The organism is Streptomyces sp. NPDC031210 (assembly GCF_055570395.1).
Map to the genome: position 1 here is coordinate 486,200 of NZ_JBVIHH010000002.1, position 23,529 is coordinate 509,728.

Annotated in this window: 19 protein-coding genes; 14 read left to right on the forward strand and 5 right to left on the reverse strand. The window is 72.7% G+C overall.

The annotated features are described in order from the left end of the window. Positions 1-101: 101 nt before the first annotated feature. The 4 genes from ACZ45Z_RS05815 (at position 102) to ACZ45Z_RS05830 (ending at position 5,386) form a co-directional block, all read left to right on the forward strand. Entirely contained in the window at positions 102-839 is a 738-nt protein-coding gene (locus ACZ45Z_RS05815) for a ComEA family DNA-binding protein (RefSeq protein ID WP_468356642.1), read from the forward strand. Continuing rightward, positions 836-3,850 (forward strand): ComEC/Rec2 family competence protein, encoded by a 3,015-nt coding sequence (locus ACZ45Z_RS05820; protein ID WP_468356645.1) that lies wholly within the window; start codon positions 836-838, stop codon positions 3,848-3,850. The genes ACZ45Z_RS05815 and ACZ45Z_RS05820 overlap by 4 nt, the downstream gene beginning before the upstream one ends. A 412-nt stretch (positions 3,851-4,262) precedes the next feature. Continuing rightward, a complete protein-coding gene (locus ACZ45Z_RS05825; RefSeq protein WP_468356648.1) occupies positions 4,263-4,505 on the forward strand; it encodes a hypothetical protein in 243 nt (80 codons plus the stop codon). A 26-nt stretch (positions 4,506-4,531) separates the two neighbouring features. After that, positions 4,532-5,386 carry an arylamine N-acetyltransferase family protein gene (locus ACZ45Z_RS05830; RefSeq protein WP_468356651.1) on the forward strand — a complete coding sequence of 285 codons (855 nt, stop codon included), beginning with the start codon at positions 4,532-4,534 and terminating at the stop codon, positions 5,384-5,386. Positions 5,387-5,562: 176 nt separating this feature from the next. Here ACZ45Z_RS05830 and ACZ45Z_RS05835 read toward each other — a convergent pair whose 3' ends face one another. Next, positions 5,563-5,817, reverse strand: coding sequence for a hypothetical protein (locus ACZ45Z_RS05835; RefSeq protein WP_468356654.1), 255 nt, complete (start codon positions 5,815-5,817; stop codon positions 5,563-5,565). Between the two features lie 84 nt (positions 5,818-5,901). Between ACZ45Z_RS05835 and holA the strand changes: the two genes are divergently transcribed. Beyond that, positions 5,902-6,885: a DNA polymerase III subunit delta gene (gene holA, locus ACZ45Z_RS05840; RefSeq protein WP_468356657.1), complete on the forward strand. Its 984-nt coding sequence runs from the start codon at positions 5,902-5,904 to the stop codon at positions 6,883-6,885. A 172-nt stretch (positions 6,886-7,057) separates the two neighbouring features. Here holA and ACZ45Z_RS05845 read toward each other — a convergent pair whose 3' ends face one another. Then, complete coding sequence (locus ACZ45Z_RS05845) at positions 7,058-7,969, reverse strand: hypothetical protein (protein ID WP_468356660.1); 912 nt, start codon at positions 7,967-7,969, stop codon at positions 7,058-7,060. A gap of 431 nt (positions 7,970-8,400) precedes the next feature. Next, on the reverse strand, positions 8,401-8,667 hold the full coding sequence (rpsT, locus tag ACZ45Z_RS05850) for a 30S ribosomal protein S20 (RefSeq protein ID WP_468356663.1): 267 nt from the start codon (positions 8,665-8,667) through the stop codon (positions 8,401-8,403). Between the two features lie 263 nt (positions 8,668-8,930). Between rpsT and lepA the strand changes: the two genes are divergently transcribed. From lepA to ACZ45Z_RS05875, 5 genes are all read left to right on the forward strand, one after another. Continuing rightward, positions 8,931-10,805: a translation elongation factor 4 gene (gene lepA, locus ACZ45Z_RS05855; RefSeq protein WP_468356666.1), complete on the forward strand. Its 1,875-nt coding sequence runs from the start codon at positions 8,931-8,933 to the stop codon at positions 10,803-10,805. A 420-nt stretch (positions 10,806-11,225) separates the two neighbouring features. After that, the gene (locus tag ACZ45Z_RS05860; protein ID WP_468356669.1) at positions 11,226-13,115 is read left to right on the forward strand and encodes an AMP-dependent synthetase/ligase; all 1,890 of its coding nucleotides are present in this window, start codon (positions 11,226-11,228) and stop codon (positions 13,113-13,115) included. A gap of 223 nt (positions 13,116-13,338) precedes the next feature. Continuing rightward, positions 13,339-15,396 (forward strand): SpoIIE family protein phosphatase, encoded by a 2,058-nt coding sequence (locus ACZ45Z_RS05865; RefSeq protein ID WP_468356672.1) that lies wholly within the window; start codon positions 13,339-13,341, stop codon positions 15,394-15,396. Between the two features lie 54 nt (positions 15,397-15,450). Then, a complete protein-coding gene (gene hemW / locus ACZ45Z_RS05870; protein ID WP_468356675.1) occupies positions 15,451-16,683 on the forward strand; it encodes a radical SAM family heme chaperone HemW in 1,233 nt (410 codons plus the stop codon). Between the two features lie 100 nt (positions 16,684-16,783). Beyond that, complete coding sequence (locus tag ACZ45Z_RS05875) at positions 16,784-17,362, forward strand: Uma2 family endonuclease (protein WP_468357378.1); 579 nt, start codon at positions 16,784-16,786, stop codon at positions 17,360-17,362. Here the strand turns inward: ACZ45Z_RS05875 and ACZ45Z_RS05880 are convergent. Next, positions 17,340-18,176, reverse strand: a complete 837-nt coding sequence (locus ACZ45Z_RS05880; protein ID WP_468356678.1) for a DUF3097 domain-containing protein — start codon at positions 18,174-18,176, stop codon at positions 17,340-17,342. The genes ACZ45Z_RS05875 and ACZ45Z_RS05880 overlap by 23 nt on opposite strands. Before the next feature lie 118 nt (positions 18,177-18,294). After that, positions 18,295-19,029 carry an MBL fold metallo-hydrolase gene (locus ACZ45Z_RS05885; protein ID WP_468356681.1) on the reverse strand — a complete coding sequence of 245 codons (735 nt, stop codon included), beginning with the start codon at positions 19,027-19,029 and terminating at the stop codon, positions 18,295-18,297. Positions 19,030-19,257: 228 nt separating this feature from the next. Here ACZ45Z_RS05885 and hrcA point away from each other — a divergent pair, with 228 nt between their 5' ends. The 4 genes from hrcA (at position 19,258) to ACZ45Z_RS05905 (ending at position 23,352) form a co-directional block, all read left to right on the forward strand. Further along, entirely contained in the window at positions 19,258-20,274 is a 1,017-nt protein-coding gene (gene hrcA, locus ACZ45Z_RS05890; protein WP_468356684.1) for a heat-inducible transcriptional repressor HrcA, read from the forward strand. Further along, entirely contained in the window at positions 20,275-21,411 is a 1,137-nt protein-coding gene (dnaJ, locus tag ACZ45Z_RS05895; RefSeq protein ID WP_468356687.1) for a molecular chaperone DnaJ, read from the forward strand. 109 nt (positions 21,412-21,520) lie between these two features. Further along, the gene (locus tag ACZ45Z_RS05900) at positions 21,521-22,612 is read left to right on the forward strand and encodes a nitronate monooxygenase (RefSeq protein WP_468356690.1); all 1,092 of its coding nucleotides are present in this window, start codon (positions 21,521-21,523) and stop codon (positions 22,610-22,612) included. After that, a complete protein-coding gene (locus ACZ45Z_RS05905) occupies positions 22,609-23,352 on the forward strand; it encodes a 16S rRNA (uracil(1498)-N(3))-methyltransferase (protein ID WP_468356693.1) in 744 nt (247 codons plus the stop codon). Before ACZ45Z_RS05900 ends, ACZ45Z_RS05905 begins: the two co-directional genes overlap by 4 nt. Positions 23,353-23,529 lie beyond the last annotated feature (177 nt).

The window sequence follows — 23,529 nt, forward strand, 5'->3', positions numbered from 1 at the left end:
GCCCACCGGACTCGTTCCGTAACCCTCCGGACCAGCCGGACCGCGGGCCGGAGCCCTCAGCCCGCGGGGCGAGGCGGTTCTGGGAGCGGGCGGGGCTCGCGGTGCGCGAACGGCTCCCCTTGTGGGTGCAGTTGCGGTGCGGCACCGACCCGAAGGCGCTCGCCGCCCTTGTCCTGGTGCTCGTGGTGACGGTGGGATTCGCCGCCCAGCACTTCTGGGCCGCCGCTCCCGAGCCGGTACGCGCCCCGGCCGCTGAAAGGGCCGGAGCGGAATCCGGCCAGGGCGCCGGTGCCGCCGCCGCACCGGCGTCGCCGGCGTCGGCTACCTCGGCGCTGAACGGCGCGCCCGGCCAGACGGATCGCCGACTGGTCGTCGATGTCACGGGCAAGGTGCGGCACCCCGGTATCCACCGGTTGCCGCCCGGCTCGCGGGTGACGGACGCGCTCCAGGCAGCGGGCGGTGTGCTGCGCGGCGCGAGCACGCGTGGGCTGAACCGGGCGCGACTCCTGGCCGACGGCGAACAGATCGTCGTGGGAGCGGTGGGTGCCGAGTCCGGACCGGGCGCCGGGGCGGGTTCAGGCGCCGGTGTGGCGGGGGACGGAGGCGCCGCCGGGGGTGGGACGGCGGGCGCCGGGGGCGGGCCGAGCGGACCGGTCAGCCTCAGCACGGCGACCGAGCAGCAACTCGACACGCTCCCCGGGGTCGGCCCCGTACTGGCCCGGCACATCATCGAATTCCGCACTCAGCACGGCGGATTCACCTCCATCGACCAGTTGCGTCAGGTGACCGGTATCGGCGACCGCCGGTTCGCCGACCTGCGGCCTCTGGTGCAGCCATGACCGCGCCCCGCTCCTCCGTGCACGCCGCGGCGGCATCCCCGCACGGCGCCTCCGAGCCGCGTCAGGAGGGTCCGGCCGACCTGCGCCTGGTCGCCCCGGCACTGGTGGCGTGGGCGGCCGCGGCCATCGGCCTGGGCACCTCGGGTGGCGCGGTCGCGGCGGCGTGTGCGGTAGCCGTTGTCCTGGCGGCGGTCGCCGTACGGGTGGCCGTGGTGCGCCACCGGCGGGACGGCGAACGCGGAGGCGTGCGGGATCGGGGAGGCGTGCGGGAACGTGAAGGGGGGCGGGATCGGGAAGGCGTGCGGGAAGGCGAACGTGGAGGCGTGCGGGATCGTGAAGGGGGGTGGGAACGGGAAGGGGTGCGGGAGCCGGAAGTCCCGGCGGGGCGGGACCGCCCGCTCCACCGCTGGTCGGCCGGGGCGCTGGTCGCCATGGCCGCGGTGCTGCTCTGTGCCGCCGCGGGGGCCGCGTCGGCCGCGCTGCATGCGGCCGATCTGCGGCGTGGCCCGCTGCCCTGCTGGGCGCAGCGCTATGGGCAGGTCACAGCCGAGTTGGAGGTGACCGGTGATCCGCGGATGACCCGGCCCAGGGTGCGCGGTTCACAACGCACGCCGCCCGCCCTGACGTTCACCGCCGACGCCCTCCGCCTCACCCCACCGGACGGCACGGTCACCACCGTCCGTACGCCCGTCCTGGTCGTCGTCCAACAACCCGGCGGCGCCTCGACGAAGCACGCCGGCCGGGCGAACAGCAAGGCGCCCCACGAACACGGGGCGCACTCCGCGCGAGAAGGGCGCAGCGGACACTTCCCGGCGTGGCGCGGGCTGCTGCCGTCGACCCGTATCCGCGTGACGGCCCGCACCGCCCCACCCCTGTCACCGGCCGACCGCGTCGCCGCCGTGCTCAGAGTCACCGCCGAGGCGGCGCCGTTGAAGACCGGCCCGCCGACCGCCCTGCAACGGATGGCCGGAAGCCTGCGCGCCGGCCTCCGCGAAGCCACCGACGGGCTGCGCCCGGACGCCCGCGCGCTGCTGCCCGGCCTCGTCGTCGGAGACACCTCGCGAGTACGTCCGGACCTCGACGCCGCCTTCCGCGCCACCGACCTGACGCATCTGCTCGCCGTCTCCGGCAGCAATCTGACGATCGTGCTCGCCCTGCTGATCGGCCCGCCGCATCTCGCCGTACGAGCCGAACGCCGGGGCCTGGCACCCCGCCTGGGCCTGTCGCTGCGCGGTACGGCCCTCCTCGGGGGCGCGCTCGCCCTGGTCTTCGTAGTGGTGTGCCGGCCGGACCCGAGCGTCCTGCGGGCCGCCGCCTGCGGATGCATCACGCTGCTCGCGATCGGCACCGGCCGCCGTCGCTCGCTGCTTCCCGCCCTCGCGGCCGCGGTGCTACTGCTGGTCCTCTACGACCCTTGGCTGGCCCGCAGTTACGGCTTTCTGCTCTCGGTCCTGGCGACCGGCGCGCTGCTCCTGCTCGCCCCGCGCTGGAGCGCGGCCCTCCAGCGGCGACGGGTGCCGCCGCGTCTGGCCGAGGTGATCGCCGCCGCGGCCGCCGCACAGGCCGTCTGCGCACCCGTTGTCGCCGTGCTGGCGGCGCGGGTCGGGCTGATCGCCGTTCCGTGCAACCTCCTCGCCGAACTGGCGGTGGCCCCCGCGACCGTCCTCGGCTTCGCCGCCCTCGCCGCCGCCCCGATCGTCCCGCCCGTCGCCCAGGTGCTGGCGTGGGGCGCGGGCTGGCCCACCGAGTGGATCGCCAAGATCGCCCGCACGGGAGCGTCGCTGCCCGGAGCGGAGCTGGGGTGGCCGGGGGGCTGGACCGGCGGGCTGCTGCTGGCCGCCGCCACCGTCGCACTGGTGCCGATGGGCCGGCGGTTGCTGCGCCGCCCCTGGCTGTGCGTGCTCTGCGCCCTGGCCCTGATCCTGGCGGTCTGGCGCCCGGCCCCGTTCACCCGCGTCCTCACCGGCTGGCCGCCGCCCGGTTGGCGGGCCGTGGTGTGTGATGTCGGGCAGGGCGACGGGCTGGTTCTGGCCGCCGGTGACGGTACGGCACTGGTCGTGGACACCGGGCCCGAGCCGCGCGCCATCGATCGTTGCCTCACCGAGCTCGGCATCCACCGCATCCCCCTCCTGGTCCTCACGCACTTCCATGCCGACCATGTCGACGGCCTGCCCGGCGCGTTGCGCGGCCGCTCGGTCGGCGCCATCGAGACCACGACCCTGCAAGAGCCACCTGGGCAGGCGGCGTTCGTACGCGGCAGCGCCGCGGCCGCCCGGGTGCCGATCGTGCGCGCCGCCCCGGGAGAACGACGTCGGCTCGGCCCCCTCACCTGGGAAGTCCTCTGGCCGCCCGCTCCCGCCGCACCGCCACCCGCGCGCCTTACGCCACCGCTCTCCGCGACAGCCCCGCAGGAGCGCGGTGCCCCCTCTCCACCGCCCCTCACCGACAGCCCCAACGACGCCAGCGTCACCCTGCTCGTCCGCACCGGCGGCCTGACGATCCTCCTGCTGGGCGACCTCGAACCACGCGCCCAGCAAGCCCTGTTGGCCACCCACCCCGAGCTCGCCGCCGTCGACGTGCTCAAGGTGGCGCACCACGGCTCCGCCTACCAGGACCCCTTCCTCATACACCGACTGGCGCCGCGACTGGCCCTGATCTCCTGCGGCGCCGACAACCCGTACGGCCACCCGTCCCCACGCACCATCACGGCCCTTCGAGCCCAGGGCGCCCACGTGCTGCGCACCGACACCGACGGCACCATCGCGATCCTCGGCACCCCGTCCCAACTCTCCGCGACGACCCAAGGCCGCCGCCCCAGGGCCGGACCGTCATCGCGTCGATCGTCTTCCCGTCGACCGGTTTCGCGTCGTCCTTCCCGGCGCCGAGCGGCCTCGGCTCTGCGGCCCCGGTGTCGGCCTGCTTCGGCTCTGCGGCCCCGGCGTCGACCGGCCTCCCGTCGGCAGTCCACAGGCCGGCGGTCCGAAAGCCGCCGTCCTTGCGAGCCGCCCTGAACTCGGGGCTCGGCCTGACCTCGGGATGAGGTCCGCCCCGGGATGAGGTCCGTCTCGGGGTCCCGCCGTCCACGGGGTCGTGGCCGGACCGGCGCCCGGACCGCCCATGGGAGCCTGGTCGGCCGGGGCCCGACCGCCCATGGGGGCCTGGTCGCTCAGGACCCGGGTCTTCGCGGGCGGGGCTGGCCGAGATGGGCTTCGGCCGTCCGCAGGGGCCGCCTGTCACCGGGCGGCGGCCTGCCCCCGGGGCCGTTCCCCAGGCGGCTGCGGCTGCGGCTGCGGCTGTGGCGGGGCCGGGATCGGCCAAGCGGTCGCGGCGCTCGTACGGGGCGGGATTCTCGCCTCCGCCCTGGCGCGCGGTGGTTTCCGGCTTGCCCGGGGGCCGGAGTGGATCAGGTTGATGGATGATGGCGTGGCAGTGATCATCGCGGACGCGGACGCGGACGCCGCCGCCGATGCCGACGACGCCGTCCTCCGCACCGAGATCCGCCATCAAGGAGCGGGGGCCGGGGCGCCCGCCCAGGAGTCCGGGCGGCCGGAAGTCCCGGCGGCCGGGAGTCCGGGCGGTCGGAAGTTCTGGCGGCCCGGAGCTCAGTCGGCCGTGCGGGAGCGTGACGGCCATGCGCTGTACGGAGCTGGAGGGAGAGGGCTTTGACCAACGCAGTCCGGGGGGCACGGGGCATGGTGAACGGGGCTCTGACGGCCGGGGCCTTGACGGGCGAGGCGTTGAAGGACGCCGCCGCCACCGACGCCTACCTGCACCGCATCGGTGCCGTCCGTCCCGCGTCCCCCGATGACGACGCGCTGCGCGCCCTCCACCTGGGCCATCTGCGTACCGTCCCCTTCGAGAACCTCTCCGTTCACCTCGGTGAGGACATCGTGCTCGCGGAGCAGGCACTGATCGACAAGCTGGTCGGCGCCCGGCGCGGCGGCTTCTGCTACGAACTCAACGGCGCGTTCGCCGCCTTGCTCATCGCGCTCGGCTACGACGTGGAGCTGCTGGCCGCCCGCGTCTTCGGGCCCGGCGGCCTGGGGATTCCGTACGACCATATGGCGCTCCGGGTGCGGACGCGTACGGGGCCGTGGTTGGCGGACGTCGGATTCGGTAAGCACAGCCACTACCCGCTGCGGCTGGACAGTCGGGCCGATCAGTCCGACCCGGGCGGTGTCTTCCGTATCGAGGAGACGCCGGAGGGCGATCTCGACGTGTTGCTGAACGGCGTCCCCCAGTACCGTCTCGAACAACGCCCGCGCGTACTCGCCGACTTCGAGACCGGCTGCTGGTGGCACCGCACGTCACCCAAGTCGCACTTCACGCGGTCACTGGTCTGCTCGCGGCTCACGGAGACCGGCCGGATCACGCTCTCCGGCCGTACGCTCGTGATCACCGGGCCGGCCGGGGCGCGTGATGAGCGCGAGCTGGGGGAGGGCGAACTCCTCCCCGCGTATCGCACCCACTTCGGCATCGTCCTGGACCGGGAACCCACCCTGCGCGGTGGCGGCAGCGCCCAGACACCCGCAACGGACGCTCCCTGAGTCGAGGCGTGAGGCGCGAGGCATGAGGCATGAGGCGCCGGCCCCGGGACCCGGAGCCGGGTGCAGCGCCGAAGCCGCCACCGCCGTCCTCGGCGGTCGGCTACCGACTGACCGCCGACCGCTGCCCACCTCCCCGGAGGCGGGTTACCGGCTGCCCCCGACCGCCCCCACCCCCCTCACTCCCGTTCCCGCCACCCTTCGTATTCCGCCGCGAGGCCGTCGAGTCCCGCCGGGTCGTACGCCGCGTCCGGGTCCTCGACGACGACCAGCCACTGGGCGTCCTCCGCGTCGTCCTCGCCCGCCAGGGCGTCGCGTACGAGTTGGGGTTCCTCGGCGACGCCGAATCGCTCGGTCAGGGCCTCGGCCACCTCCTCCGCCGCGTCGCGGTCCGGCAGTACGAGTACGTGTCGCAGGTGTCGTGCATCGTTCACCGGACCATTGTGGGACAGCGGCTGTGCGCGCCCGCCGGGCGGTCCCGGCGGCGTTGTCAGTGGGGCGTGGGATGCTGGACCGCGATGGCCAGGAAGACAGCTCACGACGACCCCCTCGCCCCCGTGACGATCGCGGTGGGCCAGGAAGACCTGCTGCTGGATCGTGCCGTGCAGCAGGTGGTGGCGGCCGCCCGCGCCTCCGACGCGGACACCGACGTGCGCGACCTCACCTCCGATCAGCTCCAGCCCGGCACCCTCGCCGAGCTGACCAGCCCCTCGCTCTTCGCCGAGCGCAAGGTCGTGGTGGTCCGCAACTCCCAGGACCTGTCGGCGGACACCGTCAAGGACGTCAAGGGCTATCTCGGCTCGCCCGCCGAGGAGATCACGCTGGTGCTGCTGCATGCCGGCGGCGCCAAGGGCAAGGGGCTGCTGGACGCCGCGCGCAAGGCGGGCGCGCGGGAGGTGGCCTGCCCCAAGATGACGAAGCCGGCCGACCGGCTGGCGTTCGTGCGGGGCGAGTTCCGGGCGGTCGGGCGGTCCGCGACGCCGGAGGCGTGCCAGTCGCTGGTCGACGCGATCGGCAGCGATTTGCGGGAGCTGGCCTCGGCCTGTTCGCAGCTGACCGCCGATATCGAGGGCACGATCGACGAGGCCGTCGTCGCCCGTTACTACACCGGCCGGGCCGAGGCATCGAGCTTCACGGTCGCGGACCGCGCCGTGGAAGGGCGTGCGGCGGAGGCGCTGGAGGCGCTGCGGTGGGCGATGTCCACTGGCGTCGCACCGGTCATGATCACCAGCGCGCTCGCCCAGGGCGTCCGCGCCATCGGCAAGCTGGCCTCCGCCCCGCGCGGTGCCCGCCCCGGCGACCTCGCCCGCGAGCTGGGCATGCCGCCGTGGAAGATCGATCGGGTACGGCAGCAGATGCGCGGCTGGTCGGCGGACGGCGTCGCGACGGCGCTGCTGGCGGTCGCCGCGGCGGACGCGGGCGTGAAGGGCGGCGGGGACGACCCGGAGTACGCCCTGGAGAAGGCCGTCGTGGCCATCGCCCGCGCGGCCCGCTCCCGCTGATACCGGCCGACATCGTCGTCTGACGCCCCCGGCCGGCCCCGGGCGCAGGTCTTGGGCGCCCGTCCCGGTCACCCGCCCTGGGCACCGGTCCCAGTCACCCGCCCCGGATACCGGTCCCGGTCAGCCGTCCCGGTCACCCGCCCTGGTCAGCGGCCCCGACCACCCGCCCCCGTCACCGCCCCCCGGAGCTCCCCAACCGCCGCAGTGTCTCCGTCGCGCTCGTCTTCAGCATCGTCGCCACCTCCGGGGAGGTCGGCTGCTTGGTGGTGCTGCTGCTCGACGCGTAGCTCGACCACGTCGACTGGTAGGTCATCCAGCCGTCCCGGACGGCGAGGATCATGTACAGGCCGCTGCTGGTGCTGTCGGTCCGAGTCACCAGATACGCCTCGTCGCCGAGGCCGGAGACCGTCTCGACCTTGTAGTGGCCCGTCGCGTCCTGCTTCTCGTACGAGCGGTAGCTGTCCGCGAACTCCGGGCCGGGGTCGGTCTTCTTGTGCAGCGTGGCGGTGTTGTAGAGCCACGTCGAGGAGTAGTCGGAGCTGCTCGCGTCCTCCTGGGCCAGCGAGATGTTGCACCACATGGTGTCCAGCGAGTTCTGCCGCGCGCCGCTGTGCTGCGGGTTGGCCTCCTTGGAGGAGGACGAGCCGCTGTTGTCCTTGGGCTTGTAGCGCGCGTTCTCGAAGGGCGTCATGGAGGTCGAGGCGCACAGGTCGCCGGTGTAGGCGTAGCCCGCGAGGTCGGGACTGGGCTCGGAGCCGCCGAAGCTTCCGGTGGCGAACATCACGGAGGCCCACATCGCCGACACGGCGACCGCCCCGCCGATCGCCCACAGCCAGCCGGACGCGCCCCGGCCGCCGCCGCCCGGAGTGCCCGGCACGCCCACGGGCGCGCCCGGAATTCCCGCCGACGCGCCCGCCGCGTTCGGCGCCGGGTAGCCGTAACCGCCCGGGCCCTGCGGCGGGACCTGCTGCGCGTACGGGTTCTGCTGGGCGGGCAGCGGGCTCTGTGCCGCACCCGGCACCTGGCCGTATGGAGAGGGCTGCGGATGCGGGTAGGGACTGCTCGGATCCCCCGATATGGACATGGGCGCAGAGTAGCGGACCCCACTGACAGCGGTTCCCCACCGGTGGCGGGGAACGTGAAAGCGAAGCGAACGCCCTCCGGAGGCCATGCCCGAAGGGGACGGAAGACCCCGAGAAGAGGCATGTCGCAAGAACCCAAAGGACCCAAGGACCCAAAGAACCCAAGAACCCAAAGGACCCAAAGGACCCAAGAACCCAAAAAGACGAAAGACCCCGCCCACCCCACAAAGGGGCGGATACGGGGCCTTCGCATCAAGCGTTCGTGGCTGATCCGGCGAGAGCCGCCGATCGAGCCGGGTGCGCCGCACCCGCGTGGCGAACGCAGGCCGTGTGCGGCGCGGTGGTGCACCGGTCAGGGAGCGGAGAGAGGGGCCGCTGGGTCCCTGCCGACAGGGGCACTACGGGGTACTACGGGTACTGCGGTAGTCGAAGGTCAGCCCTTGAGGGCGGCAACCTTCTTGGCCAGCGCCGACTTCTTGTTGGCGGCGGCGTTCTTGTGGATGACACCCTTGCTGACGGCCTTGTCGAGCTTCTTGGCAGCCTCGGCCTGGGCGGTGGCGGCCTTCTGCAGGTCGCCGGCCTCCACGGCCTCGCGGGTGCGACGGATCGCGGTCTTCAGAGTCGACTTGACAGCCTTGTTGCGCTGACGAGCCTTCTCGTTGGTCTTGATCCGCTTCATCTGGGACTTGATGTTCGCCACGAAAGAGCCTTTTCAGGTTCGTTGGAGTTTCGGTTGCGCCGCGCACTTTGAGAGGGCACGAAGCGCAGTGGACCAGGTTACCAGCAGGGTCTACGGCCTCCCAAACCGGACCGGGGCCGCCGGTCGTGGGACGATGGGGGAGACGTCACAACCCGAGGGCGCGTCTTACGGATCGGGGCGGGTCCGCAGCGCCCGGCCAGGCCCGCCCCGATCCGTAAGACACACCCAGTCCCGCCTACCCGCGTTCACTGAATGGACCCTGCGTGCCCGCGACCCCTACGAACGTGCCGGAGCCGAGCCGTACCGACCCGGCTCTCCTCCGTAACTTCTGCATCATCGCGCACATCGACCACGGCAAGTCGACGCTCGCCGACCGGATGCTTCAGCTCACCGGTGTCGTCGACCAGCGGCAGATGCGCGCGCAGTACCTCGACCGTATGGACATCGAGCGCGAGCGTGGCATCACGATCAAGTCCCAGGCGGTCCGGTTGCCCTGGGCGCCCAGCGAGGGCGAGGAGAAGAGTGGGACGACCCACATTCTCAACATGATCGACACCCCGGGCCACGTCGACTTCACCTACGAGGTCTCCCGCTCCCTCGCCGCGTGCGAGGGCTGCATCCTCCTCGTCGACGCGGCTCAGGGCATCGAGGCCCAGACCCTCGCCAACCTGTACCTGGCGATGGAGAACGACCTCACGATCATCCCCGTCCTCAACAAGATCGACCTGCCGGCCGCGCAGCCCGAGAAGTTCGCCGCGGAGCTGGCGAACCTCGTCGGCTGCGAGCCCGAGGACGTTCTGCGGGTGTCCGCGAAGACCGGCGTCGGCGTGGCCGAGCTGCTGGACAAGGTGGTGCGCGAGGTGCCGGCCCCGGTCGGCGTCAAGGACGCGCCCGCCCGCGCGATGATCTTCGACTCGGTCTACGACGCCTACCGCGGCGTCGTGACGTACGTGAAGGTCGTCGACGGCACGCTCAGCAAGCGCGAGCGCATCCGGATGATGTCCACCGGCGCCGCCCACGAGCTGCTGGAGATCGGCACCAACTCGCCCGAGATGAAGGCCGCGGACGGCCTGTCCGTCGGCGAGGTGGGCTACCTGATCACCGGTGTGAAGGACGTCCGCCAGTCCAAGGTCGGCGACACGATCACCACGCTCCAGAAGGGCGCCACCCAGGCGCTCGGCGGCTACAAGGACCCCAAGCCGATGGTGTTCTCGGGTCTGTATCCGCTGGACGGTTCGGACTACCCCGAGCTGCGCGAGGCCCTCGACAAGCTCCAGCTCAACGACGCCGCGCTGGTCTACGAGCCGGAGACCTCCGCCGCGCTCGGCTTCGGCTTCCGGGTCGGCTTCCTGGGGCTGCTGCACCTGGAGGTCATCCGTGAGCGCCTGGAGCGGGAGTTCAACCTCGACCTGATCGCCACCGCGCCCAACGTGGTCTACCGCGTGGACATGGAGGACGGCAGCGAGCACATCGTCACCAACCCCAGCGAGTTCCCGATCGGCAAGATCGACCAGGTGCACGAGCCGGTCGTACGGGCCACGATCCTGGCGCCCAGCGAGTTCATCGGCGCGATCATGGAGCTGTGCCAGACCCGCCGCGGGACGCTGCTCGGCATGGACTACCTCTCCGAGGACCGCGTCGAGATCCGCTACACCCTGCCGCTCGCCGAGGTCGTCTTCGACTTCTTCGACCAGCTCAAGTCCAAGACCCGCGGCTACGCCTCGCTGGACTACGAGCCCACCGGCGAGCAGACCTCCGAGCTGGTCAAGGTCGACATCCTGCTGCACGGCGACAAGGTCGACGCGTTCTCCGCGATCACCCACAAGGACAAGGCGTACGCCTACGGTGTGCGGCTGGTCGCCAAGCTGCGCGAGCTGATCCCGCGGCAGAACTTCGAGGTGCCGATCCAGGCCGCCATCGGCAGCCGCGTCATCGCCCGTGAGACGGTCCGCGCCATCCGCAAGGACGTCCTCGCCAAGTGCTACGGCGGTGACATCTCCCGTAAGCGGAAGCTGCTGGAGAAGCAGAAGGAGGGCAAGAAGCGGATGAAGATGGTCGGCAACGTCGAGGTGCCGCAGGAGGCCTTCATCGCGGTGCTGTCCTCGGACTCCGACGGCGACGCCAAGGCGAAGAAGTAGGCCGGTGGAAAGAATGCGCTGAGCGCATCCGCGCCGCGCCGGACAGGGCGTCGGTCCCCCAGGGGGCCGGCGCCCTGTCGGCCGTCCGGGTGGGGCGCGCGGGGGTCGCGCTGCGCCCGTGAGGCGGCGGTGCGGGGGTCCGGCGGTGGCTACGGGATGGCGGCGGAGTGGACACGGGACGGATACGGAGCAATCCGTTCCGGGGGGAGACGGTGTTGGCCAACCCGGGCTGACCTGGGGGTTTACGCGCTCCGCCGCTCACCGTGCGACGTCATGCGTGCTACGTACACCTATCGCGCTGGTCACATCGTGAACCAGTCGGCCGTAGCCCCTTACGTGGCGGGGCAACGCGCTCTACTCTGATCACTGCTCAAGGTTACTCGCGAGTCACCAGCAACGAAGCGGGCCCCGGAGGATGCCGTGACGGACACCCACACGCTGATCGAAAGCCGGCCGCCTTCGGTGGCGACCCTCTTCCTGGAGCGGGTGGCGGCCACGCCCGATGCCGAGGCCTACCGCTATCCGGTGCCGGCCGCCTCCGGCCAGGGGCCGGACGACTGGAGGGCGATCACCTGGGCCCAGGCCGCGCAGCGCGTCCACGCCGCCGCGGCCGGCCTGATCGCCCTGGGCGTGCAGCCCGAGGAGCGGGTGGCGCTCGCCGCCTCCACCCGCGTCGAATGGATCCTCGCCGACCTCGGCGTGCTGTGCTCCGGCGCCGCCACGACCACGGTCTACCCCAGCACCGACGCCGACGAGACGGCGTTCATCCTCGCCGACTCCGGCAGCCGGGTGCTGATCGCGGAGGACGCGGGGCAGCTCGCCAAGGCCCGCGAGAAGCGCGCGGAGCTGCCCGAGCTGGCCCACGTCATCGTCATCGAGGAGGCGGACGCGCAGCCCGCCGAGGGTGACCCGGACGGCTGGGTGCTCTCGCTCGCCGATCTGGAGAAGAGCGGCTCGGCCTACCTGGAGGAGCACCCCGACTGCGTCGTCGAGCGGGTCGCCGCCCTGCGCGCCGATCAACTGGCGACCCTGATCTACACCTCGGGGACCACCGGCCGCCCCAAGGGCGTACGGCTGCCGCACGACTGCTGGTCGTACATGGCGCGGGCGATCCAGGCCACCGGGCTGGTCACCGAGGACGACGTGCAGTACCTCTGGCTGCCGCTGGCGCACGTCTTCGGCAAGGTGCTCACCGCCGGCCAGATCTCGGTGGGTCATGTGATCGCCGTCGACGGCCGCGTCGACAAGATCATCGAGAACCTGCCGGTGGTCCGCCCCACCTACATGGCCGCCGTGCCGCGGATCTTCGAGAAGGTCTACAACGGCGTCGCGGCCAAGGCCCGCGCGGGCGGTGGCGCGAAGTACAAGATCTTCCGATGGGCGGCCGAGGTGGCCCGCGAGTACGCCAAGGTCTCGCAGGACAACTTCCGGCACACCGGCAGCGCCTCCGTGCCGTTCGCGCTCGGCGCCAAGCACGCGGTCGCCGACAAGCTCGTCTACGCCAAGCTGCGGGACGCCTTCGGCGGCCGGCTGCGCGCCGCCGTCTCCGGCTCGGCCGCGCTCTCCCCGGAGATCGGCTACTTCTTCTCCGGCGCCGGCATCCACATCCTGGAGGGCTACGGCCTGACGGAGTCCAGCGCCGCCAGCTTCGTCAACCCCGGCGAGGCCTACCGCACCGGCACCGTCGGCAAGCCGCTGCCCGGCACCGAGGTGCGCATCGCCGAGGACGGCGAGATCCTGCTGCGCGGCCCCGGCATCATGCAGGGCTACCACGGCCTGCCCGAGAAGACCGCCGAGGTCCTGGAGTCCGACGGCTGGTTCCACACCGGCGACATCGGCGAACTCTCCCCGGACGGCTATCTGCGCATCACCGACCGCAAGAAGGACCTGATCAAGACCTCGGGCGGCAAGTACATCGCGCCCGCCGAGGTGGAGGGCCAGTTCAAGGCGGTCTGTCCGTTCGTCTCCAACGTCCTGGTGCACGGCGCCAACCGGAACTTCTGCACCGCGCTGATCGCCCTCGACGAGCCGACGATCATGACCTGGGCGGCGGAGCACAACCTGGCGGGCAAGACGTACGCCGAGGTCGTCGCCTCCGACCAGGTCCGCGAGCTGATCGACGGCTACGTCGAGCGGGTCAACGAGGGCGTCCAGCGCTGGCAGCAGATCCGCAAGTTCCGGCTCCTGCCGCGCGACCTGGACATCGAGCACGGTGAGGTCACGCCCAGCTTGAAGGTCAAGCGGCCGGTGGTGGAGCGCACGTTCAAGGACCTGCTCGACGAGATGTACGCGGGAACCGTCGAGGCGTAGCCGGGGCGGGGGCGGTCCTCCGGCGGCCGCCCCCGTTCCCGTCCTCCGTACGGGTTCCCTCATCCGTACGCGTCCCCGCCCGCGCCTCGCCCTCCGGGACGTGTCAGCGAAGTCCGCCCTCCCCGCACCCAGTTCGGTGACTCCGTGCTTATGTGTGCCCTCGGTCTGTCACTCTGTCGGTGGCGCATCCGGCGCTGTAGCGGAGCTGTTCGGGAGTTGCTCAATGAGGACGACAACTTCACCACGGCGGGGCGAGGGCCAAGCGGCGCGGGCGAGGGCCGGTGGGAAGGCGGCGGACGGCCCGGGCGGCGGGGTGCCCGCAGCCCGGCGGGCCTCTCTGCCCGCGGACCCGCGCGCCGCTGCCGCCGCCCGGCAGTTCGTCCGGGCCGCCTTCGCCGACTGGACCACCCAGGGCGCGCCCGGAGCCGAGGGCCTCACCGACCGGCTCGCGGACGAAGCGGTGCTGCTGGTCAGCGAGTTGGTCACCAACGCCGTGGTGCACGCGGGCACCACCGTGGAACTGCGCTGCCGGCTGGAGGAGCACCCGCGGGAGGCGTACCCGTCCCCCGAGCCGGCCGACGGCCCCGAGGGCGGCGCGGCGGACGCGGACGGCGCGGGCGTCGTCGTAGAGGTCTCCGATCACCACCCCGCACGCCCGGTACGCGGCCGCGAGGACCTCTCGGCGTCCGAAACCGGCGGCCACGGCCTCCAGTTGGTCGGTGCGGTCGCCGAGTCCTGGGGCGTCACCTACCGCCGCGCCATGAAGACCGTGTGGTTCCGCCTGCCCGCGCGGGCGGCCGGGAGCGGCGGCCGGCCCGAGCCCGAAGCCGCCTTCGACAACCACATGTTGCAGCGCGGGCTGCGGGCCGCCGAACTCCTCGCCCCGGCCCCGCGCCGCGCCGCCCGGCCGCACTCCGACGCCGACTGGATCAACCAGGGCGCCCTGTCCTTCCTCGCGGAGGCGTCCGACCTGCTCTCCGGGCAGCTCGACGCCGATCAGGTCGCCTCGCTCGCCGCCCAGTTGACGGTGCCGCGGCTCGCCGACTGGTGCGCGGTGTGGCTGTACGACGGCGACGGCGGGGCGCCCGGACGCGGTATCGACGCGGCGGGCGACGAACAGCGGCTGGCGCGCGTCTGGCACTCCAGCGAGAACCGCGTCGACGCCCTGCGGGCCGCCCTGGAGAAGGACCCGCCCCTGGGCACCGGCGGCGCCGGCGGCTCCCTGGGCCACCCGCCCGCCGCCGTGCCGTGGCCCTGGCCGCACGAACGGGGCCACGGCGAGGGCGGCGCCGCCCTCGCCTGCCCCCTGGTGGCGGGCGGCCGCAGGCTGGGCACCGTGCTGCTGGGGCGCGGCGGCCTGCTGCGGTTCCCCGACGAGGTGGTCGGGCTGATCGAGGACCTGTGCCGCCGGGTCGCCCGGGCGGTCGCCACCGCCCGCGCCTACAGCCGGCAGGAACGCATCAGCCAGGTCCTGCAACGCCGGCTGCTGCCCCGGGGCCGCGCGCGGGTGCCCGGAGTGGAGTCCGCGGTCGTCTACGAACCGCGCGAGGGCGCCTGGGCGGGCGGCGACTTCTGGGACCTCTTCGACGCCGGCGACGGCCGCTGGTGCTTCGCCCTCGGCGACGTCTGCGGCAGCGGCCCCGAGGCGGCCGCCGTCACCGGCCTGGCCCGGCCCGTGCTGCGGCTGCTGGCCCGCGACGGCTTCGGCGTCGCGGAGGTGCTCGACCGGCTCAACAAGACCATGGCGCGCGAGGCCGCCGACTCCGTCGCGGCGGTGGCGGCGGCGGTGGCGGCGGCCGGGGCGGGCGCCGAATCGCCCGTCGAGATCCGCGACGAGGGCGAACAGGCACGCTTCCTGTCCCTGCTCTACGGCGAGATCGTGCCCTACCACGGCGGCTCCGGCGGCGCCCGCTGCACCCTCGCCAGCGCCGGCCATCCCCTGCCCCTGGTGCTCGGCGCCGACGGCGCGGTCCGCGTCGTGGCGGCGCCGCAGATGCTGCTCGGCGTCGTCGAGGACGCGGCGTACGAGAGCGAGTCCTTCGACCTGTGCCCGGGCGAGACGCTGCTGTGCGTGACCGACGGGGTGACCGAGCGCCGCTCGGGCCGCCATCAGTTCGACGACGAGGACGGCCTGGCCACCGCGCTGGCCGCCTGCACCGGCCTCGGCGCCACCGCCATCGCCGAACACATCCGCAGCACCGTCCACGCCTTCGCCTCCACCCCACCCGATGACGACCTCGCGCTCCTGGTCCTCCAGACGGCGCCGAAGGGGGCGCTATAGGGCCCGCCGGGCGCGTGGCCCGCATCCCCGTCCGCATGACGGACAATGGTTCCCATGCCTTCCGCACTGCCTGATGGTGAGCCGATGCCCGAGGACGGGGCGCTGCCCGGTCATGCGCTGGCGGGGGCGACCGAGCGGCCACTCGGCTTCTACCTGCACGTGCCGTACTGCGCGACCCGCTGCGGCTACTGCGATTTCAACACCTACACCGCGAGCGAGCTGCGCGGCTCGGGCGGCGCCCTGGCCTCCCGCGACAACTACGCCGACCACGTCGTGGAGGAGATCCGCCTGGCCCGCAAGGTGCTGGGCGCCGACCCGCGCCCCGTCGAGACCGTCTTCGTCGGCGGCGGCACCCCGACCCTGCTGCCCGCCGCCGACCTCGGGCGGATGCTGGGCGCCATCCGCGACGAATTCGGCCTCGCGCCGCACGCCGAGATCACCACCGAGGCCAACCCGGAGTCCGTCGATCCGCGCTACCTCGCCGAACTGCGCGAGGGCGGCTTCAACCGCGTCTCCTTCGGCATGCAGAGCGCACGGCAGCACGTCCTCAAGATCCTCGACCGCACGCACACCCCCGGCCGCCCCGAGGCGTGCGTCGCGGAGGCGCGGGCGGCCGGCTTCGACCACGTCAACCTCGACCTGATCTACGGCACCCCCGGCGAGAGCGACGACGACTGGCGCGCCTCCCTGGACGCGGCGATCGGCGCCGGTCCCGACCACGTCTCGGCGTACGCCCTGATCGTGGAGGAGGGCACCCAGCTCGCCCGGCGGATCCGCCGCGGTGAGGTCCCGATGACCGACGACGACGTGCACGCCGACCGCTACCTCCTCGCCGAGGAACGTCTCTCGGCGGCCGGATTCACCTGGTACGAGGTCTCGAACTGGGCCACCTCCGCAGCGGGCCGGTGCCGCCACAACGAGCTCTACTGGACCGGCGCCGACTGGTGGGGTGCCGGCCCCGGCGCGCACAGCCACGTCGGGGGCGTGCGCTGGTGGAACGTCAAGCACCCCGGCGCCTACGCCCAGGCCCTCGCGGAGGGCCGCTCCCCGGGCGCCGGCCGCGAGATCCTGCCGGACGAGGACCGGCGGGTGGAGCGCATCCTGCTGGAGCTGCGGCTCTCCGACGGCTGCCCGCTGGACCTGCTCGCCCCCGCCGGCGCCCGCGCCGCCGCGCGCGCCCTGGCGGACGGGCTGCTGGAGGCCGGGCCGTACGGCGAGGGGCGGGCCGTATTGACGCTCCGGGGGCGGCTGTTGGCGGACGCGGTGGTGCGGGATCTAGTGGACTGAGCCCTCGAACGAGTGAACCGATGCGATGGGCGTGCGGGCCCGCCTAGGCTGTTCCTAGCCTGTGCCGTATACACGGCGACGGGAAACGGAGGCCATGGAGATGACCGCTGTGGATGAACGCCGGATGACGGAGCTCTTCGAGAACCTTGAGGTTCCCGAGGGCATCAAGATTGAGCTCCTCCGGGGGGAAATCGTGATGATGGCGGGGCCTGACGTGGTCCACAACGACATCGTGGAAGCGGTCATGGACCAGATTCCACGGAAGCGGTGGAGGCGTCTCCAAACACAGGACATCGCGATCCTTGAGGAGTCCAGCGAGCCTCAGCCCGACCTCGTGGTACTGAAGCGAGGACTGGGGCCGGGCACGGGCCGGCTGATGCCGACCGAGGTGATCACGATGGTTGTCGAAGTGGTCTCCAAGAACAGTGTCGACCGTGACTACGGAGCCAAGCGCTCGATCTACGCCGCGGGCAAGGTGCCCTCCTACCTGATCATCGATCCGATCGTGGCGCACTGCGTCCTCCTCACCGAACCCGTCGGCGGAGGCGACGAGGCCGACTACACCGTCCAGCGGATCACCAAATTCGGCGACCCCGTCCCGCTGGAACCGCTCGGCTTCGAACTGGACACCAGTGAGTTCGGCACGCTTCCCGGTGTCAGGCCGCACTGCCGACCGTGACGAAGTCGATCAACTCCTCCACGCGTCCCAGGAGCTGCGGCTCCAGGTCTTTGTAGGAGTGCACGCACGAGAGGATCCGCTGCCAGGCGGCGCCCGTGTTGGGCGGCCAGCCCAGCGCCCGGCAGACACCGGTCTTCCAGTCCTGGCCGTGCGGCACGGACGGCCAGGCCGCGATCCCGACCGATGACGGCTTCACGGCCTCCCACACGTCGATGTACGGATGGCCCACGACCAGCGCATGGTCACCGGTCACCTCGGCCGCGATCCGGGACTCCTTCGAGCCGGGCACGAGGTGGTCGACGAGGACGCCGAGGCGGGCGTCCGGGCCGGGGGAGAAGCCGCGGACGATCGCCGGCAGGTCGTCGATGCCCTCCAGGTATTCCACGACGACGCCCTCGATGCGCAGGTCGTCGCCCCACACCCGCTCGACCAGCTCGGCATCGTGCCGGCCCTCGACGTAGATGCGGCCGGCCCGCGCGACCCGGGCGCGGGCGCCGGGGACGGCCACCGAGCCGGACGCCGTACGCGCCGGCGAGCCCGCGGCGGGTCGCCCGCCCTGGGGCCGTACGAGCGTGACGACGCGGCCTTCCAGCAGGAAGCCGCGCGGCTCCAGGGGGAAGACCCGCTGCTTGCCGAACCGGTCCTCCAGCGTGACCGTCGGCCCCTGGGCCGTCTTCTCGCACCGGATCACGGCCCCGCAGTAGCCCGAGGTGACCTCCTCGACCACCAGGCCGGCGTCGGCGGGCACTTCGGGTGCGGGCCGCCGCTTCTTCCAGGGCGGGGTGAGATCGGGGCTGTAGCGCTTGCTCTGCATGGGGACCTGTTCTGTGACGCGCGGCCGGGCCGGTGAGGGACGGGAGCCGGTGAGGAGGCGGGAGGGGGATCGGGGGGACAGGGACGGAACGGAGGGAAGATAGGGGCCGGGCGGCTCGTCAGGCGGGTGACACGCCGAAGCGGGCGGCCAACTCCTCGCGCTGGGCCCGCACGAAGCGGGCATCGACCACGGCGCCGTGACCCGGTACGTACCGCGCGTCCTCACCGCCCAGGGCGAGCAGCCGGTCCAGCGCCGCCGGCCACTGCCGCGGCAGCGCGTCCGGACCCGCGCTCGGCTCGCCGGACTCCTCGACCAGGTCACCGCAGAAGACGACCTCGGGGTCGCCGCCCCGGCCGGGCACCAGAACTGCCAGGTCGTAGGCCGTATGGCCGGGCCCGACGTTCGCCAGCAGCACCTGCCGATCGCCCAGGTCGACGGTCAGCTCGGCGTGGACATGGTGATGCGGGACGACGAGGAGGTCGGCGGCCTCCGCGGCGAGGTCCACGTCCAGGCCGTGGCGCACCGCGCTCCACCGCAGGTCCTCCCGGCTGTGCCGCAGCCAGTCGGCCAACCCGGTGGCGCCGAACACCTCCACGCCCGCGAACGCGGCGGTCCCCAGCACATGATCGAAATGCGGGTGGGTCAGAGCGATATGCGTCACTTCGCGGCCCAGGAGGCCGCGGACGGACCGGCGCAGGTCCGCGCCGTCGCGGATCGTCGCGCCGGTGTCGACCAGCAGCACGCCCTCCGATCCGGCGATCACACCGACCGTCTCGTCCCAGCCGGTCATGCGGCGCCTGGCGATACCGTCACCGAGCCGTTCCCATCCAGCCTCTTCCCAAGCAATGCGCATACCGAGACGCTAGCTCTCCCGCGATAGCGTTGCCCGGCAAAGGTCCGATCGCCGTCCCGGGCAGGCGTTCGACGGCCTTTCGGTAGGCGTTCGCTATGGCGGCTCTTGCCGTGCCCGTGCTACCCGGCCGTACACTGGCCAGGGTCTGGCACTCGGCCCGTGTGAGTGCCAGGCGAGACGAACGGTGACGACGATCCGGCAGGACGCCCGGGACAGGAGGTGCGCGGGATGCTGAGCGAACGCAGACTCGAAGTGCTGCGCGCCATCGTCCAGGACTACGTCGGGACGGAGGAGCCGGTCGGCTCCAAGGCGCTGACCGAGCGCCACCAGCTCGGCGTCTCCCCGGCCACGGTCCGCAACGACATGGCCGCCCTGGAGGACGAGGGGTTCATCGCCCAGCCGCACACCAGCGCCGGGCGGATCCCCACCGACAAGGGCTACCGCCTGTTCGTCGACAAGCTGGCCGGCGTCAAGCCGCTGTCCTCGCCCGAGCGGAGGGCCATCCAGAACTTCCTGGACGGCGCCGTCGACCTCGATGACGTGGTGGGCCGCACGGTCCGGCTGCTGGCGCAGCTCACGCGGCAGGTCGCGGTCGTGCAGTACCCGTCCCTGACGCGGTCCACGGTGCGGCACGTCGAGCTGCTGTCGCTGGCCCCCGCGCGGCTGATGCTGGTGCTGATCACCGACACCGGCCGCGTCGAGCAGCGTCTGGTCGACTGCCCGGCACCGTTCGGCGAGACGTCCCTGGCGGATCTGCGGGCGCGGCTCAACAGCCGCGTCGTGGGGCGCCGGTTCGCGGATGTGCCGCAGTTGGTGCAGGATCTGCCGGAATCCTTCGAGCAGGACGACCGCGGCACGGTCTCGACAGTGCTGTCGGTGTTGCTGGAGACTTTGGTGGAGGAAACCGAAGAGCGGCTGATGATCGGCGGAACCGCCAATCTCACGCGTTTCGGGCACGATTTCCCACTGACCATCCGGCCGGTGCTGGAGGCCCTTGAGGAGCACGTGGTGCTGCTCAAGCTGCTCGGGGAGGCCAAGGACTCGGGCATGACCGTACGTATCGGGCATGAGAACGCCCATGAAGGCCTGACGTCCACATCGGTCGTCGCGGTCGGTTACGGTTCGGGCGACGAGGCAGTCGCCAAACTCGGCGTGGTCGGACCGACCCGCATGGACTACCCCGGAACGATGGGAGCGGTACGCGCAGTGGCACGTTACGTCGGACAAATCCTCGCGGAGTCGTAAGTGGCCACGGATTACTACGCGGTCCTGGGCGTTCGGCGCGATGCCCCGCAGGACGAGATCAAGAAGGCGTTCCGGCGGCTGGCGCGCGAGCTGCACCCGGACGTCAACCCGGATCCCAAGACCCAGGAGCGGTTCAAGGAGATCAACGCCGCTTACGAGGTGCTGTCGGACCCGCAGAAGAAGCAGGTCTACGACCTCGGCGGCGACCCCCTGTCGCAGTCGGGCGGCGCCGGTGGCGCGGGCGGCTTCGGCGCGGGCTTCGGCAACTTCTCCGACATCATGGACGCCTTCTTCGGCACGGCGTCGCAGCGCGGACCGCGCTCGCGCACCCGCCGGGGCCAGGACGCCATGATCCGGCTCGACATCGACCTGAACGAGGCGGCCTTCGGGACGACCAAGGAAATCCAGGTCGACACCGCCGTCGTCTGCACGACGTGCAGCGGCGAGGGCGCGGCGCCCGGTACGGCGGCGCAGACCTGCGACATGTGCCGCGGCCGCGGCGAGGTCTCGCAGGTCACCCGGTCCTTCCTCGGCCAGGTCATGACCTCGCGGCCGTGCCCCCAGTGCCAGGGCTTCGGCACGGTCGTGCCGACGCCGTGCCCCGAGTGCGCGGGCGACGGGCGCATCCGCTCCCGCCGCACCCTCACCGTCAAGATCCCGGCCGGTGTCGACAACGGCACCCGTATCCAGCTCGCGGGCGAGGGCGAGGTCGGCCCCGGCGGCGGCCCCGCCGGCGACCTCTACGTCGAGATCCACGAGCTGCCGCACCCGGTCTTCCAGCGGCGCGGCGACGACCTGCACTGCACGGTCACCATCCCGATGACGGCGGCCGCCCTGGGCACGAAGTGCCCGCTGGAGACGCTGGACGGGGTGGAGGAGATCGACGTCCGCCCCGGCACCCAGTCGGGCCAGTCGATTCCGCTGCACCAGCGCGGTGTGACCCATCTGCGCGGTGGTGGCCGCGGTGACCTCATCGTCCACGTCGAGGTGCAGACTCCCTCCAAGCTCGATCCCGAGCAGGAAGAGTTGCTGCGGCGACTGGCCAAGCTCCGGGGTGAAGAGCGCCCCACGGGCCAGTTTCAACCGGGGCAGCAGGGGCTTTTCTCGCGGCTGAAGGATGCGTTCAACGGGCGGTAGGCCGACGGTTGGTCGGCTGTGTGCGGCCGGGCCGGTTCCAGGGGAAAACCCCTCGGGACCGGCCCGGCCCCCGTTCGGGCGGCGGTGGTGGGCGTGACACGATGTGGTCATGCCCACCGCGCTGACCGATCTTTGCCGCTACCCGATCGTGCAGGCCCCGATGGCGGGCGGTGCCGCCTGTCCGGAGCTCGCCGCCGCCGTCTGCGAGGCCGGCGGTCTCGGCTTCCTCGCCGCCGGCTACAAAACCGCCGACGGCATGTACCAGGAGATCAAACAGCTTCGCGGGCTGACCGGCCGGCCCTTCGGTGTGAACCTCTTCATGCCGCAGCCCACGCTCGCCGACGTGGCGGCCGTCGAGGTCTACCGCGAGCAGCTCGCGGGCGAGTCGTCGTGGTACGAGACCCCGCTCGGCGAGATCGACCCCTACGGCGGCGTCGACGACGGCTACGAGGCGAAGCTGGCGATACTGCGCGACGACCCGGTGCCGGTGGTCTCGTTCGCGTTCGGCTGTCCCTCCCGCGCGGTCCTCGACGCGTTCGCCAAGGTCGGCACGTACACCATCGTGACCGCGACCACCGCGGCCGAGGCGCAGGCCGCGCAGTGGTCCGGTGCCGACGCGGTCTGCGTCCAGGGCATCGAGGCCGGCGGTCACCAGAGCACCCACCGCGACGACCCGCAGGCCGACGGCACCGGCGCGGGCATCGGCCTGCTGTCCCTGATCGCGCAGGTGCGTGAGGCGGTGCAGATCCCGGTCGTCGCCGCGGGCGGGATCATGCGCGGCGCGCAGATCGCCGCCGTGCTGGCCGCGGGCGCGTCGATGGCGCAGCTCGGTACGGCCTTCCTCGCCACCCCGGAGTCGGGCGCCAACATCGTGCACAAGCAGGCGCTGACCAATCCGCTGTTCACCCGCACCGAGTTGACCCGCGCGTTCTCCGGGCGGCCGGCTCGTGGCCTGGTGAACCGTTTCCTGCGGGAGCACGGGCCCTACGCACCGGCCGCCTACCCGGCCGTCCACCACCTCACCTCCGGCCTGCGCAAGGCCGCGGCGAAGGCCGGCGACGCGCAGGGCATGGCGCTGTGGGCCGGCCAGGGGCACCGGCTGGCACGCGATCTGCCCGCCGGCCAGCTCGTGGGGGTGCTGGCGGCCGAACTGGACGCGGCGCGCGCCGCGCTGAGTCTCCAGGGCGGGTCCGCGTCATGACCGCGCCCGTCTTCCTCGTCGACGCGCTCGCGGGCGTACGGGCCGGCGGCACGCTGACGCTGGACGGGCCCGAGGGCCGGCACGCGGTGTCGGTGCGCCGGCTGCGGGCCGGCGAGGAGATCGTGCTGACGGACGGCAGGGGCACCGGCGCCGAGGGCACCGTCGCCGCCGTCGAGGGCAAGGACCGCCTCACCGTCACCGTCACCGGTCTGCGCACCGAAGCGCCCGCCTCCCCGCACATCACCGTCGTCCAGGCGCTGCCCAAGGGCGACCGGGGCGAGCTGGCCGTCGAGACGATGACCGAGACCGGCGTCGACGCCATCGTCCCGTGGTCGGCGGCGCGTTGCGTGACGCAGTGGAAGGGTGAGCGGGCCGCGAAGTCGCTGGGCAAGTGGCGGGCGACGGCCCGCGAGGCGGGCAAGCAGTCGCGTCGGCTGACCTTCCCCGAGGTCGCCGACCCCATGACGACCAAGCAGGTGGCCGCGCTGCTCGCCGGCGCCGACTTCGCCGCCGTCCTCCACGAGGAGGGCAGCGCCCCGCTGGCGACCGCCGAACTCCCCGGCTCCGGCAGCGTCGTGCTCGTCGTCGGCCCCGAGGGCGGGGTCTCCCCGGAGGAACTCCTCGCCTTCGGCGAAGCCGGGGCCAGGCCCTACCGGCTGGGCAGGACCGTGCTGCGCACCTCCACCGCCGGTACGGCCGCGACGGCGGTCCTGCTGGCCCGTACGGGCCGCTGGAGCTGAGCGCGGACTCCACCCGGCGACGCGCCCGGTCAGCCGACGACGCGGCGGTGCGCCGACGCCTCAAAGGCCCCTCGGCGCACCGCCGTTGACTCTCTCACCGGCGCCCGCCCGGCCGTCTCGGACCGGAGCCGCCCCGGCCGGCTCGCACGGAGCGGCCCGGACCGGCTCGGCGCGGAG

Excerpts from the sequence above, each read along its gene's own strand:
- ACZ45Z_RS05830 (WP_468356651.1), top strand. The coding sequence starts at position 4,532 with ATGGTGAACGGGGCTCTGACGGCCGGGGCCTTGACGGGCGAGGCGTTG.
- ACZ45Z_RS05900 (WP_468356690.1), top strand. The coding sequence starts at position 21,521 with ATGCCCACCGCGCTGACCGATCTTTGCCGCTACCCGATCGTGCAGGCC.
- ACZ45Z_RS05905 (WP_468356693.1), top strand. The coding sequence starts at position 22,609 with ATGACCGCGCCCGTCTTCCTCGTCGACGCGCTCGCGGGCGTACGGGCC.
- ACZ45Z_RS05820 (WP_468356645.1), top strand. The coding sequence starts at position 836 with ATGACCGCGCCCCGCTCCTCCGTGCACGCCGCGGCGGCATCCCCGCAC.
- ACZ45Z_RS05885 (WP_468356681.1), bottom strand. The coding sequence starts at position 19,029 with ATGCGCATTGCTTGGGAAGAGGCTGGATGGGAACGGCTCGGTGACGGT.
- ACZ45Z_RS05875 (WP_468357378.1), top strand. The coding sequence starts at position 16,784 with ATGACCGCTGTGGATGAACGCCGGATGACGGAGCTCTTCGAGAACCTT.
- ACZ45Z_RS05880 (WP_468356678.1), bottom strand. The coding sequence starts at position 18,176 with ATGCAGAGCAAGCGCTACAGCCCCGATCTCACCCCGCCCTGGAAGAAG.
- ACZ45Z_RS05865 (WP_468356672.1), top strand. The coding sequence starts at position 13,339 with ATGAGGACGACAACTTCACCACGGCGGGGCGAGGGCCAAGCGGCGCGG.
- holA (WP_468356657.1), top strand. The coding sequence starts at position 5,902 with ATGGCCAGGAAGACAGCTCACGACGACCCCCTCGCCCCCGTGACGATC.
- ACZ45Z_RS05845 (WP_468356660.1), bottom strand. The coding sequence starts at position 7,969 with ATGTCCATATCGGGGGATCCGAGCAGTCCCTACCCGCATCCGCAGCCC.
- hrcA (WP_468356684.1), top strand. The coding sequence starts at position 19,258 with ATGCTGAGCGAACGCAGACTCGAAGTGCTGCGCGCCATCGTCCAGGAC.
- hemW (WP_468356675.1), top strand. The coding sequence starts at position 15,451 with ATGCCTTCCGCACTGCCTGATGGTGAGCCGATGCCCGAGGACGGGGCG.